The following is a 14,851-nucleotide window of genomic DNA, read 5'->3' on the forward strand; positions in this document are numbered from 1 at the left end:
AATTAAATTTTATCATTTTATTGAATTTTTATGAAGATTTATTAACATATCATTAATTTTTTTGAAAATTTGTGAATTTTTTAAACTTTTTGAGTAACTAAATGGCGAAGGATGGGATGTTATTAAAATTATTTGATCTTCTAAATTAATTAATGGGATAACTTCTTCAGCCTTTTTACCCATAAATAAAAAAATTAGATTTTTTTGTTTATTTGAAATAAAGTTTAAAAAATTAAAAGTAAAAGTTTCTCAACCAATATGTTTATGAGAAAGAGGTTTTCCTTTTTCTACTGTTAAAATAGTATTTAGTAATAAAACACCTTGTTTAGATCATCTTTCTAAATTTCCATTTTCACTTTGAAAATCAGGATAACTATTTTTTATTTCTTTATATAAATTATTTAACGATGAGGGAATTCTTTTAGATTTGCTTGAAAAAGCCAAACCATCCGCAAAACCTTCTGTATGATAAGGATCTTGTCCTAAAATTATAACTTTTAAGTCATTAAAATTTGTAATTTCAAAAGCTTTGAAAATATCTTTATAATCAGGAAAAATAGTTGCTTTTTCATATTCTTTTTCAATTTTTTCACAAATATTCAAAAAATATTTTTTACTTTTTTCTTTTTTTAAAAAATTAAAAACTTCTTCTTGATTCAACATATTAAAATTATAAATAAAAAATAAAAATAACACTTTTTTTATTATAATTTAATAACTATGAGTAATAAAGAAAAGAATATTCAAAATATAATAAATCATTTAAAAAATTCAGGTTTTGTTTTTCAAGGTTCTGAAATTTATGGAGGTTTAGCAAATACTTGAGATTATGGTCCTTTAGGTGTTCTACTTTCTAAAAATATTAAGGACTTTTGATGAAGAGAATTTATAACTAAAATACCAGAAAATTATGGATTAGATTCTAAAATTTTAATGAATCCAAAAGTTTGAGAAGCATCAGGTCATGTTTCAAATTTTTCCGATCCATTAATAGAAAATAAAAAAAATAACAAAAGATATAGAGCTGATCACATTATGGAAGAACTTTTTCCAGAAATAAATGTCAATAAATTATCAAATGAAGAAATTACAAAACACTTAAGAAATAACGTTAAAAACTATGATAATAGTGAAACAGATTGAGGAGAAATTAAACAATTTCACCTTATGTTTGAAACTCATCAAGGAGTTGTAGTAGATAAAAAAGATAAAATTTATTTAAGACCTGAAACAGCACAAGGAATTTTTGTTAATTTTAAAAATATACAAAGAACAATGAGAGCGAAAATTCCTTTTGGAGTAGGACAAATTGGTAAATCCTTTAGAAATGAAGTAACTCCAGGAAATTTTATTTTTAGAACTAGGGAATTTGAGCAAATGGAACTTGAAATTTTTAGTTCTCCAGAAGATTCACTAGCAATATACAAAAATTATTTAGAAAAAGTGTGAGCTTTCCTTTTAAATATAGGAATTAAGAAAGAATCTATTAAATTTAGGGAACACTCTAAAGAAGAGTTAGCTCATTATTCTCAAGCAACAAGTGATGTAGAATTTTTATTCCCTTTTGGTTGAGGTGAATTACTCGGAGTTGCACATAGAGGTGATTTTGATTTAACATCACACAGTAATTTTTCAGAAGAAAAATTAGAATATTTAGATCCAGTAACTAATAAAAAATACATTCCGCATATTATCGAACCTTCTATTGGGATGGATAGATTACTTTTAGCTTTAATTGTAGATGCCTATGAAGAAGAAAATATAGAAAATAATGATACAAGAATAGTTTTAAAATTAAATAAAGATATCGCCCCATATAAAGTAGCAGTTCTTCCTCTTGTTAAAAAATTATCAAAAGAAGCAATGGAAATTTTTAATTCATTAATAGAAGATAATATAAGTGCTTCATTCGATGAAAGTGGAACTATTGGTAAAAGATATCGTCGTCAAGATTCAATAGGAACTTTTTATTGTATAACTTTTGACTATGATTCTTTAAACGATAATAAAGTAACTATTAGAAACAGAGATACAATGCAGCAAGAGAGAATTTTCATTGCAGATATTAAAAAATATATTAAATAAATTAGGAAGGTAAATGAATAAAGAATTAGTAAATAAAATAATAACTGAATTGGATATAATTTCAGTTATTTCCAGTTTTTTACCTTTAGAAAAAAGAGGAAATAACTATTTGGCCATATGTCCATTTCACCAAGATAGCAAACCATCATTAACTATTTCTCCTTCTAAAAAAATTTTTAAATGTTTTAGTTGTCAAGAATCAGGAAATGTTCTAGATTTTGTAATAAAATTTAATAATTTTTCTTTTACCAACGCACTAAAATACTTAAACGAAAATTTTAACTTAAATTTGAATTTGGATGAAATGTCTTCTTTTGAAAATAAACCCCTATATAATGAGTTTGAACAAAAATTAATTAAAGCAAATGAAGATGCCAATATGTTATTTAAATTGTTCTTATTAAATCAACAAAAAAGTAATTTTGAAATTTCCAGTTTTATTCAAAATCGCTTTATAAATGACGAAATAATAAAGGTTTTTGAATTAGGTTTCGCTCCAAATGATAATAAAATTATTGAACTTTTATCTTTAAAAAATAACCAAAAAGACATATTAATTAATGCATCACTTATAACTGAAAACGAAAACTCTTTTTTTAAAAACAGAATTATGTTTCCTATAAAAAATCAATTTGGAAACATTGTAGGATTTTCAGGAAGAGTTATTTCTGATAAAAGTAATCAAGTTAAATATTTAAATTCAGCTCAAAATAAAATTTTTTCAAAATCAAAAATACTCTTTAATTATAAAAATGCGATTGATTTTTTAGGAACAAAAAATGAATTAATAATTTGTGAAGGATTCATGGATGTTATCGCTCTTTATAAAGCAAACATAAAAAATGCCGTTGCATTAATGGGTACTGCTTTAACTGAAGAACATATTAAATTGTTGCTAAACAAACATGTAATTCTACTTTTAGACGGCGATAAAGCTGGTGTAGAAGCTACTAAAAAATCTCTAAAAATTTTATTAAAAAATAATATAAAAGTAGAAATCATTAAAAATGATACAAACTATGATCCAGATGAATATTTAAACATTTTTGGACAAGAAAAACTCAAGGAAATGCTTAATAATAGAATATCACCCCTTTCTTTTTTATATAAAGAAATGATTATTAATGTAGATAAAAATGATTTTATATCAGTTGATAATTTTATAAAAGACTTTAAAGATTTTTTAGTTTTAGCTGATTATAAAGAAAAATCCTTTATTTTAGAAAAAATTGAAAGAGAATTAAACATAAATCCTAAAATTTTTAATCTCCAAAACAATGAAATAAAATACAAAAGTTTTTCAAATTATAATCAAAACCCAAATAAACAAAAAAAAGTATTAAATTTAGAGAGTAATGTAGAAAAAATAAGAAAACAAATAATAACTTCCATTTGTCTTATAGAAGAGATTGAAAAAAATTTTATGCAAAATTCTGAAAAATTCAATCTTCTTGTTTCTGATAAAAAAAATATTAATAAAATTCTTAAATATAAAACGGTTCAAGAAAAAACACAAGCTCTAAATGAAAGTCAATTATTTATAGAAACTTATGCAAAAGATCTTAATGATTTAAATGTTTTAATTAACAATTACAAAAAAATCAATGAAAAAATAAAAGTATTCAAGATACAGAATATAATAAAAGAATTAGAAAAAGAAAAAGAAAATTGTTCCGATATAGATGAAAAAGAAAAAATTGATGAAAAAATTTTATCATTTATTTCATTATTGAATAAATAAAATCATTTTTATGGTATAATTTTTTATACTTTTTAATTGATAAATTTAATTAAAATCTAAAAAACTTAAGGTGACAAATGGCTAAAGATAAAAACTTATCAAATTCATACACAACAATTATAAATGCATTACAAAAAGAGTTAGCAAGACAAAAAAAGAAGAAAAAAGATAAAACTTTTCTTACTCAAGATGAAGTTTTTAAATTTTTATATGCAAAAAAACTTTCTATAGATGAAGATGAAGCAATGGACTTGCTTCCAGTTTTAATTTCTGAAAAAATCTTAAATGACGAAAGTGATAAAGGTGATTTTGACGAAATAAATGAAAAAGAGATAGAAAAAGAAATATCTAAATCTAAAAAAAGAACTAAAAATAAAAAGATATCTGATGAAGATGTTGATTTTGATGATATCGATGAAATTGATGATTTAGAATTAAAAGATTATGATTCTGATGATGTTTTATCTATGGAAGATGATGAAATTTTTGAAGAAGATTTTAACTTAAACGATTCTCAATACAGAAATAAACTAACCGAAACTAATGATATTATAAAATGATATATGCGTTGAATTGGTAAATATGGAAAATTATTAAGCCAAGATGAAGAAATTGCTCTTGCTAAGCAAATTAAAGAAGGTGGTAGAAAAGGTAGAAAAGCTCGTCACACATTAATTAATAGAAATTTAAGACTGGTTATAAATAATGCCAAAAAATACAAAAATAGGGGTTTATCCTTTATAGATTTAATTTCTGAAGGTAATTCAGGGATTTTAAAAGCCGTTCAAAAATATGAATTTGAAAAAGGATATAAATTCTCAACCTATGCAACTTGATGAATTAGACAAGCAATAACAAGGGCAGTTGCTGATCAAGCAAGAATCATAAGAGTTCCTGTTCATATGGTAGAAACAATTAATAAATTGACTAAAATTGAAAGAGAATTACATCAAAATTTAGGAAGAATACCAACAGATGAAGAGATTGCTGAAAAAATGGAAGATGATTTTACAGCTGAAAAAGTTCAATATATTAGAAAAATTAATATTGATCCAATTTCATTAGATAAACCAATTGGTAAGGAAGATGATTCATTCTTTTCTGACTTCATAAAAGATGAAACTGTAATTTCTCCTGTTGATTTTGCTTCAGGAAAAGAATTGGAACAAATTTTAAAAGAAATGCTTCATAAAAATCTAGATGAAGATGAAAGAATCTTAATAATGAAAAGATTTGGTGTTGGTGAAAACGAACACGGAGAAAGATATAGAATACATAGTTTAGAAGAATTAGCTAATGAAAAAGGTGTTTCAAAAGAAAGAATAAGACAAATTGAATCAAAAATTTTAAGAAAATTAAAAATAACTCAGAAAAAAAGAAAATTAAAAGATTATTACCAAGGTGAATAATTCAAAAGAATTTTCTTTATTTCTTGATTCAATTTTCCCTCAAAACTCTAAAGAAGATTGAGATAAGGTAGGGTTTTCATACTTTTTTGATAATCAAATTTCTAAAGTTCTCATTTGTTTAGATTTAACTAAAAAAGCATTAGATTATGCGATAAAAAACAATTTTAATTTTATTTTAACTTATCACACTTTTCTTTTTTATAAAGGATATTTAAAAAACACTTTTGAAAAAGAACCTTACAAAAAATCAATGCATAAATTAATAAAGAAATATAAAATTAATGTTTTTTCAATTCATACCAATTTGGATTTTTTACCAAATAGCGGTGTTAAATCTATACTTGAAAAAATCAATTTAGAAGGTGATTTAACTCCTGTAAATAAATTTAATTCTATTGTTAATTTAAAAAGCGAAATCTCTTTTTTTGAATTGATAAACAAAATTAAAAATATGCTAAATTTAAATAATTTGCAAACAAATTTGCAAAAAAATAAAAAAATTAAAAAAATTGTAATTTTGCCAGGAGCTGCTGGTATTGAAAATATATTAGAAACTTATAAAGTAATTAAAAATAAAGCTCTTTACATCACTTCAGACTTAAAATGAAATGAATTGTTAACAATCAATAATCTAAAAATTGATTTATTGGTAGTTCCGCACTCAATTGAAAAAGCAAATATTGATTTTATGTATAAAATAATAAAAAAATCTTTAACCAATTTAAAAGTAGAAAAATATTTGGAAAATGAATTTATAATAAATATATAATAATTTAAAAATTAAAAGGAAAAATATGATTAAATTAGGATCACACGTTTCATTCAAAAAACCCAATTACTTATATGGAGCAATTGAAGAATCTATAAAAAATGGTGCAAATTGCACAATGATTTATTTAGGAGCACCACAAACAACTTTAAGAACAAATGTTTCTAACTACAAACTATTTGAATATTTAAAAGACTATAAAGAAATAATAAAACCAGAAGACATAGTGGTACATGCACCATATATAACTAATCCAGCAAATCCTGAAAAAGCTGATTTTGCTAATAAATTTTTAATAGAAGAAATAGAAAGAATGAATTATATAGGTGCTAAATATTTAGTTTTACACCCTGGTTCCCATACTACATTTTCTAGAGAAGAATCACTTAAACAGTTAATTAAATCCCTAACTTTTATTTTAAATAATACAAAAAATGTAGAAATTATACTTGAAACTATGTCTGGAAAAGGTTCTGAAGTAGGAATTAACTTTGAAGAATTACTTTTTGTTTTGAATGAAGTGAATAATCCCAGAACAGGAATTTGCATTGATACCTGTCATATTTGAGATGCAGGTTATAATTTGGAAAATTATGACGAATTTATAAATGAATTAAAACAAAAAAATATTTTAAAACATTTAAAAGTTATTCATCTCAATGATTCGAAAAATCCTTTAAATTCGCACAAAGATAGACACGCAAACATTGGAGAAGGTTTTATTCCTAAAGAAATTCTTAAAAAAATTGTACACGATCCTTTATTTGATAATATACCTATTATATTAGAGACTCCTTGAAAAGAAGAAGGACCAATTTATGATAAAGAAATTGCTTTTCTGCTAGATAAAGAAAATAAAAATAACTAGGTTTTACCCTAGTTTTCTTTTATCAAAATTTCTGCTGCCTTACAGATCATAGCAGCATTATCAGTGCAATATTCCAATTTAGGAATTATAGAATTTGAATGTAGTTTAACAAATTCATTTCTTAAATGTTTATTAGCAGAAACTCCACCTGCAAGAACTATAGAATTAGGTTGAAATTCTTCAATTGCCATTTTTGTCTTTTCTATTAAATAATCAACAATAGTTTTTTGAAAAGAATAAGCTATTTCTTCAACAGGAACACTTAATCTTCTATTTTCAAAGTTATTTATAATATTTATAACTTGTGTTTTTATACCACTTAAAGAAAAATCGTATTTTCCTTCCGTTTTTGGTTTTGAAATTTTTATATTATTAACAAATTGACTTTGTTTGCCTATATTATCAAAATATATTTTATCAATAATTGGTCCGCCAGGAAAGGATAAATTTAATTTTCTAGCTATTTTATCATATGCCTCACCAACTGCATCATCTAAAGTTTCGCCAATTATTTCTATTTGCTTAGGATTTTTAGCATATAAAATTTGAGTATGTCCCCCAGAGACTAAAAGTGAAATAGCTGGATAAATTATTTCATTATCTATTGCACCTGAAAAAAAATGACCATTTAAATGATTTATCGGAAATAAAGGTTTATTTAAAATTAATGAAATTGCTTCTGCAAATAATTTCCCTATTTGCAAAGAACCAATTAAACCAGGTTCTTTTGTAAATGCTATATAATCTATTTTATTTAAGTCTATTATCTTTTTTATTTCTTCTAAAATAATAGCTATATTATTAACATGTTCTCTTGAAGCGATTTCCGGAATTGTACCTCCATATTTAGCATGAATTTTGATTTGACTAAATGTAATATTAGAAAGTATTTTACCGTTTTTTAAAATAGCTACAGATGTGTCATCGTGTGAAGTTTCTATACCTAATATTGTCATTTTTCTTTATTTTTCCTTTATTTTATTCAAATATTCTTTTAATTTTTGTTCATTTTTATTATTACCAAATTCAAAAAATTTATTGTTTTTTATTTCTGAAGGTAAATATTGTTGATCAACATAATTATTTAAAAAATCATGTGGATATAAATAATTTACCCCGTGATTAAATTTTTTAGCACTTTTATAATGAGAATCTTTTAAATGATCTGGAATTTCATATATTTTGCCAGTATCAATTAATTCAGAAACTTTTTGCATCGCTTGATAAGTTGAATTGCTTTTTGGACTTAATGCCAATTCAATAATGATAGTAGAAAGTGGTAATCTAGCTTCAGGCATTCCGAGTCTTTCTGCTGAATTAATTGCTGCCATAACTTTCAAAGAAATATTAGGATGAGCAAGACCTATATCTTCATATGCAACACAAAGCATTCTTCTATATAAACCATCAAAATCTCCGCTTTTTATAATTAACATACCATAATATAAAGCTGCATTAGGATCGCTTCCTCTTAATGATTTATGAAAAGCACTTAAATTATTATAATGTGAATCAGCGTTTTTGTCACTATAAAAATTAACATTTGGTAATAATTTTTCAACAATTTCTTCACTTAAAGGTTCATTTTTACTTAAAGTTAAAACAAAATCTAAATTTCTAAAAATAGTTCTTATATCAAAATTTGATAAAAATATTATTTTTTCTATAATTTCTTTTGCTAAAATGAAGCTTTTTGAATGAAAAAAATTTATTATTTCTTCCAAAGAAGGCTTGTTGAATTTTAAAATTTGCATTCTGCTTCTAATTGCTGGATTGATTTTAAAATATGGGTTTTCTGTTGTTGTTGCATAAATTATAATTTGGTCTTTTTCCAAATAACTTAAAAGTAAATCTTGTTTATCTTTATTTAAACGATGAATTTCATCAATAATCAAAATGTCATTATTTTTAATTTTCTCTAAAAGCGAATCTTTATTTTCTATAGTTGCATTAAATGTAGTGTATTTTAAATTAAGCTTTAAAGCTAAAACATTTGCAACTGATGTTTTTCCAATTCCGCTTTCTCCATAAAAAATAAAAGATGTTCTGTTTTTTAATTCAATTACTCTATTTAAAAGAAATTTAATATGCTCTTGACCTATAATTTCATCCAGTGTTTCTGGTTTAAATTTTTTCAAATCTAATTTTTTATTCATAAATTTTATCTATTTTTTTTGTTATTTTTTGAATAGCAAAATTTTCTATTTTATTTTTTACTGTGTTTAGGTGAATATCAACCACTAAACTAATAGATTCTTTTATTTCTTTTGCGTTTTTTTCTATTGTTTCTGCGTTTTTTAAGATTTTTTCAGTTTGTGTTCTTATGTGTTTAAGAGAATTATCTAAAATTTCATTTTTCATTTTATCAAATTGTTCTAAAATATCCTTTTTTTCTTGGAAAGTTATTTCAGCATCTGCTATTTTTTCTCTTTCCATTATAAAATGTTTAAGTAATGATAAAAAGGGAATTAAATATGCAGGTCTTATAACATACATATTTTCATAATCAAATACCTTAGAAATTAAAAAATCCTTTTCTGGTTCTAATTCGCTAACCAGAATAGCGAAATCAGCTTGTTTTTTAGTTTGGTCTCTTTTTAATTTATCATAATAATCAGAATTCTTTTTATTACCTGTTTCACCTTGACTTTTTGCTTCTATTATTATTTTTCCTAATAATTTTTTATTATTATTTCTACTATAAATATCATATAAAAAATCTGCTTTAGTATGATCTTTAACTTCATTATCTTTATAAAAAGAACAGTTGTTATCAAACGAAAGATTTTCAGAAGCTTGAGAAATTATTCAATTTTCTAAATCTTCACCGATAAGTTTTATATTTACATTTTTTTTCCTTTGTAAATCATTTATAGTAGTTTTTAGTTCAGTGTTTTCCTTAATTCATTTTTGTATTTCATTAGAATGTTGAATTTCTTTTTTAGTCATTTCTACTTGTGATTCACTTTGCATATTAAGTTTAATATTTTTCATTCTTTCTACTAAAGTTGCATTTTCTTTTCTTATGTTTTGCAATGAATCAATTAATTCAAGATATTCAAGAGATTTTTTATATTCATTTATAGTCTTAATTTCAGCATTAACTAATTCATGTTGTAATTGTGTTTTTTCTTTGATTAAATTCTCTTTTTCAGCAACTAAATTATCGATTTTCTTTATTTTTTCTGTAAATTCTTCATTATTTCTAAAATCTTCTATAGCTCTTAAAGAAGCGTTTTCTAATTCTTGTTTGTGATTTTTGATTATATTATTTTTTTCGTTTAAATCATTTTTTAAATTAATGAATTCTTCACTAGTTTTATACTCTAAAAGTGCTTGGTTTTTAGCTGTATTAAATAAATCATCGTCTATTTTTAAACGCACTTCATTTAAATAATTTTCTACACCTTCATCCTTATATTCATCTATAAAGAAAAAATCTCCTTTTTTTGCATCTTCCAAGATTTCAAATTTGATTCTTGGCTCATGTTCTATAATTCTAACTTTTATTTTATTTCCCATTTTTTTGCCTTTCTATATATAAATAATATTATATTAATTTTTACATTTAAACAGTAAAATTTCGAATTTTATTTTCACATTTACTCTTTTAAAATAAAATATTTACATTTCCCCATATTTTCTAAATAAATTAAAGAAAAATATTCTCCATAAGAACAATAATATAAATTATATTTAGAATGAAAAATGATAGTATTTCCATGTTCTGGACATAATTGCAATTCACTTGGTAAAATATATTTTCATTCATTTATTATTTCTTTTTTTGCAATAATTCTATTTACATTTTTATTAAATTCATTAAAAATTTTTAGACTTCATTTTAATTTTCAAAAGTCTTTCTTATCAATTTTTCTTTTTTTATATTGGAGCTTGAATTTTTTTCACTGGTTTTTATTTTCATTTTTAAAAATCAAAAAATCATTAATAGATTCAACATATTTATATACAAAAATAAATTGATATTCTTCTTCTAAAAATGATTTATTTTCCTGTAAAAAATTAAAATATTCATGTTTAGTATGTTTGTGTCTATTAAATTTAGAATAAAAAATTATAATTATTCCTATTATAGTAGGAATAAAAATTAAAAGCATTAAAAATAGTATAAGTAATCACTCTAAACCAGAAGAAAAAATTAAAATAAATAAAGAAAATAAAAATAAAATCAATACATAAAATAAAATTATTATTATTTTTTTTACAATATAAACAACAATATCTTTATGGTAAAAGAAACTATTAAATTTTTGTCTATTTTTTTTATATTCAATATGTTTTTTCCTATCAAATAATCATTCATTTATTTTTTTTCAAATTATATAATAGATAAAAATTAAAGTTGATTTAAATAAAGTGTTAATTATTAATGAAGATATAAATTCAAAAAATTTAATATTTCAAAATCAATTTTTTATAAAAATATCTGGTTTTTTTTCTTGTAAAATATTTTGAAATTGCTCAATTAAATTGTTAGATATTAAATGAAAAACATTAACAAATGAAAAAATAGTAGTTAATATTAGAACTGCTATTTCTATATAAATGGTAGGATTCAAAAATTTATTTTTTATTTTCATTTTTATTATTTCTGATAAATCTGAAAATTCAATAAATTTTTTTACTTTAAAAATTTTATTTTTTTCTTTTTCACTTAAAATAACGTATAAAAAAGCAATTATATAAAAAACTGTTATTGTTAATCAAATAAAACCCATTTTAAAATACCTATAAATGTAATAAAAGTAATAAAAAAATGGCGGGGCAAACAGGATTTGAACCTGCGCGGGCGGTTAAGCCCCTAACGCGTTAGCAATGCGTCCTCTTCAGCCTCTTGAGTATTGCCCCCCAAGTTTTTACTATATAATTATATAATAATTTGCTTAAATTAATAAGCATTTTTTTTATTTTTCAATAAGTTTATAAAATTCCTTTTCATTAATTATTGGAGTTTTGTGTTTTTCTGCTAATTTTAATTTAGATTCACCTGGTAAATCTCCAACAACTAAATAGTTTGTTTTAGAAGTAATTGTATTAGAAAGTACCCCAGAATTAGATACTACTAATTTTTTAAATTCATTTCTTGTTATGGATAAAGTTCCTGTAACAACAAAAGAAATATTTTCTAAATTTTTGCTTTCAATCTTGTTGTTTTCCTTTATAAAATTCAAATTTTGCTCTTTTAATTTTAATAAAAATTCTTTATTTGCTTGAATACTAAAATAATTTTTTAATTCTTTAACAATGGTTTCACCAAATTTATTTACTTCTAAAAATTTTTCATAATCATAATTTAAAAGTTCATCAATATTATTGATCCTTTTACTAATTTCAATAGATGCTTCAACACCTATATTTTTAATTCCAAGTGCATAAATAAATTTACTAAATTCTATGGTTTTAGAATCATTTATGGCTTTTAATAATACAGTTGTGGAACGCATCTTAAAATTCTTAGTTCATTTTTTATTATTAGCACTAATTAAAGCAATATTTTTTTCTAACTCAAATACATCAATAACATTTTTTATTACGCCAAAGTCATAAAATTGTTTAATAGTTTTTTTAGAAAGTGTTGAAACATCGAAAGCATTTTTGGAAAAGAAGTGGATAATTTTTCTAACAATTTTGTCTGAACAATTTTCATTTTCACAAAATTGTTCTTTTTCTGTATTATGTAAAGGAAAATTACAACTTGGACAGTGAGTTAAAATATCAATATTGGTATTTTCGAATTTTTTTACAGATGAAATTACTTGTGGAATAATTTCTCCAGATTTTTTAATATAAACATCTTCTCCAATTCTAATTTTAAGATTTAAAATGTTTTGAAAATTATGTAAATAAGCTTTTTCAACTTTAGTTCCATTTAAAAAAACTGGTTCTAAATTGGCAACATAAGCAATTTTTCCTGTTCTTCCTGTTTGGTAATCAACTGAAAGTAATTTAGTTTTTACGATTTCATCATAAAATTTATATGCAATAGCTCCTTTAGGAAATTTAGAAGTATAACCCAATTCTTCGGAGAAAATAACATCATTTACCTTAATTACCATTCCGTCTATTTCATATTTCAAATCATCTCTATTTTTATCCACATATTCTATAATTTCCTGTATTTCAAGTAAATTATGTACAGTTTTTCCTATTGTATTTACAGGAAAATGATTTGTTTTTAAAAAGTTGATAGTTTGCGAAACAGAATTAATATTATGGTTAATAGGTTCTACAACTTGATAAAAAAATGCTTTAATTTTGTGCATTTCATCAGTGGAAACGTTTTTCAATTTTCTTACTATTCCTGCAGCTGCATTTCTTGGATTTAAAAACAAATTTTTTCTTTCTAAAGATTTAATTTTAGAGTTCGAGGATTCTTCATCGATTTTTTGTTGGTTATATTCATCAATTTTTGCTTGAATTTGTGAATTTAAATCAATAAAATCATCTTTATCAATATATATTTCTCCTCTAATTTCAATGGGTTTATCATATTTTATTATTTTCGGAAAAAATTCATCTTTTGTTTTTAATATATTATTAATGATATTTTCACCTTCAATACCATTACCACGAGTTAATGCTTTTATTAATTTACCATCTTTATAATGAAGAGCAACAGAAAGTCCATCAATTTTAGGTTCAATATAAAAATCTTTAATTTCCTTTATAACTTCTTGAGAATCATTCAAAAATTTTTGAATTTCTTCATATGAATAAGCTTTATTTAAAGATAACATCGCAAAAGAATGTTTAACTTTTTCAAATTGAGTAGAACTTATAGAATGAATTTTTTGAGTTGGTGAATTTAAATTTTCTTCTCAAGAAAATAAAGAAAAATATACATTTTCTAATTCTTTTAACTCTTTCATTTTGTCTTCATATTCTAAGTCGCTAATTTCTTGTGTATTTTCTTCAAAATACAATTTATCATGATATGAAATTTCTTGTCTTAAATCTTCAATAATTTTTTTAATTTCTAAATCGGTTTTTCCTTTTATTTTATCTTTTGTTTTTTTTCTCATAAATCATCCTTATTAAAATTGTTGAGCTGTATAAATTCAAAATAGCGGTAATGGTCCTATTACATTTTGTTCTACTAATATAACAAAAACTATAAAACTAATTAAAAATAATAAAAATAAGTAGTCAAATCATTTTAAATAAAGACGACGATATTTTGTTCTTTTTTCATAAGGATCATAACCTCTTACTTCCATTGCGTTTGATAAATCTTCTGCTCTAGAAAATGATAAAACAAATAGTGGAATTGTTAAGGTAATCATTGCCTTAACTTTATCATTAATTTTTCCGTGTTTAAAATCAACTCCTCTTGAAGCTTGTGCTTTAATAATTCTATTTGCTTCAAGTAATAAAGTAGGAATGAATCTAATTGCAATTGAAATAATCATCGCTATTACATTGGTATTAATTTTTACAAGTTTTAATGGGAAAATCAAATCTTCAATAGCTCTTGTTAATAATACAGGTTTAGTAGTATAAATCAAAAGAGTAGTGATTAAAATCATACAATAAATTCTTAAACCAAGAACAAAAGCCCTTATAAAAGATAAATTAGTATATTTTAAAGTTGTAAATTTTAAGTTCAATGAAAATCATTCTTGACTTATAAATTTATAAGATTGATCGTGATCTAAACCTTTTATAATGAATTCTGGTTTATTAAAATTACTTAAATCATTTAATATAAAAGAATAAATTATAGACATAAATAAAAATATAAAAATAGGTAACTTAGCTACTTTTATTAAGTGAAAAGGTTTTTTAGTGGTAACAGCAAACAAAATTATCATAGGAATTATTAAAAAAGAAAGAGTTAATAAATGTGTTGTTACAAAAAACAAAGTAATAAAAATAATATTAAATATTAATTTAATTCTTGGATCTAACTTATGCAAAAACGTATTTTTAGGTACATATTTTCCAATTACTATATTCAT

The 14,851-nt window shown here is 22.9% G+C and carries 12 protein-coding genes and 1 tRNA gene; 5 read left to right on the forward strand and 8 right to left on the reverse strand.

Annotated elements, in window-relative coordinates:
* Nucleotides 1-9: 9 nt before the first annotated feature.
* Nucleotides 10-663, reverse strand: coding sequence for a uracil-DNA glycosylase (locus ACXX87_RS01015; RefSeq protein WP_436359061.1), 654 nt, complete (start codon nt 661-663; stop codon nt 10-12).
* Nucleotides 664-720: 57 nt separating this feature from the next.
* Between ACXX87_RS01015 and ACXX87_RS01020 the strand changes: the two genes are divergently transcribed.
* The 5 genes from ACXX87_RS01020 (at nt 721) to ACXX87_RS01040 (ending at nt 6,872) form a co-directional block, all read left to right on the forward strand.
* Entirely contained in the window at nt 721-2,085 is a 1,365-nt protein-coding gene (locus ACXX87_RS01020; RefSeq protein WP_458573108.1) for a glycine--tRNA ligase, read from the forward strand.
* Between the two features lie 13 nt (nt 2,086-2,098).
* Nucleotides 2,099-3,826 (forward strand): DNA primase, encoded by a 1,728-nt coding sequence (gene dnaG / locus ACXX87_RS01025; RefSeq protein ID WP_436359057.1) that lies wholly within the window; start codon nt 2,099-2,101, stop codon nt 3,824-3,826.
* A 77-nt stretch (nt 3,827-3,903) separates the two neighbouring features.
* On the forward strand, nt 3,904-5,235 hold the full coding sequence (locus ACXX87_RS01030; protein WP_436359056.1) for an RNA polymerase sigma factor: 1,332 nt from the start codon (nt 3,904-3,906) through the stop codon (nt 5,233-5,235).
* On the forward strand, nt 5,228-6,004 hold the full coding sequence (locus tag ACXX87_RS01035) for a Nif3-like dinuclear metal center hexameric protein (RefSeq protein ID WP_436359054.1): 777 nt from the start codon (nt 5,228-5,230) through the stop codon (nt 6,002-6,004). Before ACXX87_RS01030 ends, ACXX87_RS01035 begins: the two co-directional genes overlap by 8 nt.
* Before the next feature lie 25 nt (nt 6,005-6,029).
* Nucleotides 6,030-6,872 (forward strand): deoxyribonuclease IV, encoded by an 843-nt coding sequence (locus ACXX87_RS01040; protein ID WP_458559492.1) that lies wholly within the window; start codon nt 6,030-6,032, stop codon nt 6,870-6,872.
* An 8-nt stretch (nt 6,873-6,880) separates the two neighbouring features.
* Here ACXX87_RS01040 and tsaD read toward each other — a convergent pair whose 3' ends face one another.
* The 7 genes from tsaD to ACXX87_RS01075 all read right to left on the reverse strand — a co-directional run bounded on the left by tsaD (nt 6,881) and on the right by ACXX87_RS01075 (nt 14,851).
* Nucleotides 6,881-7,828 (reverse strand): tRNA (adenosine(37)-N6)-threonylcarbamoyltransferase complex transferase subunit TsaD, encoded by a 948-nt coding sequence (gene tsaD / locus ACXX87_RS01045; RefSeq protein ID WP_436359051.1) that lies wholly within the window; start codon nt 7,826-7,828, stop codon nt 6,881-6,883.
* A gap of 6 nt (nt 7,829-7,834) precedes the next feature.
* Nucleotides 7,835-9,028, reverse strand: a complete 1,194-nt coding sequence (locus tag ACXX87_RS01050; protein WP_436359049.1) for a replication-associated recombination protein A — start codon at nt 9,026-9,028, stop codon at nt 7,835-7,837.
* Entirely contained in the window at nt 9,021-10,394 is a 1,374-nt protein-coding gene (locus tag ACXX87_RS01055) for a DUF2130 domain-containing protein (protein WP_436359047.1), read from the reverse strand. The genes ACXX87_RS01050 and ACXX87_RS01055 overlap by 8 nt, the downstream gene beginning before the upstream one ends.
* Nucleotides 10,395-10,474: 80 nt before the next feature.
* The gene (locus ACXX87_RS01060; protein ID WP_458573109.1) at nt 10,475-11,473 is read right to left on the reverse strand and encodes a hypothetical protein; all 999 of its coding nucleotides are present in this window, start codon (nt 11,471-11,473) and stop codon (nt 10,475-10,477) included.
* Nucleotides 11,474-11,650: 177 nt separating this feature from the next.
* A tRNA-Ser gene (locus tag ACXX87_RS01065) sits at nt 11,651-11,741 on the reverse strand.
* 56 nt (nt 11,742-11,797) lie between these two features.
* A complete protein-coding gene (gene ligA / locus ACXX87_RS01070) occupies nt 11,798-13,915 on the reverse strand; it encodes an NAD-dependent DNA ligase LigA (RefSeq protein WP_458573110.1) in 2,118 nt (705 codons plus the stop codon).
* Between the two features lie 12 nt (nt 13,916-13,927).
* Nucleotides 13,928-14,851, reverse strand: a complete 924-nt coding sequence (locus tag ACXX87_RS01075) for an energy-coupling factor transporter transmembrane component T family protein (RefSeq protein WP_436359041.1) — start codon at nt 14,849-14,851, stop codon at nt 13,928-13,930.

Source organism: Mycoplasma sp. 613B (genome assembly GCF_054343485.1).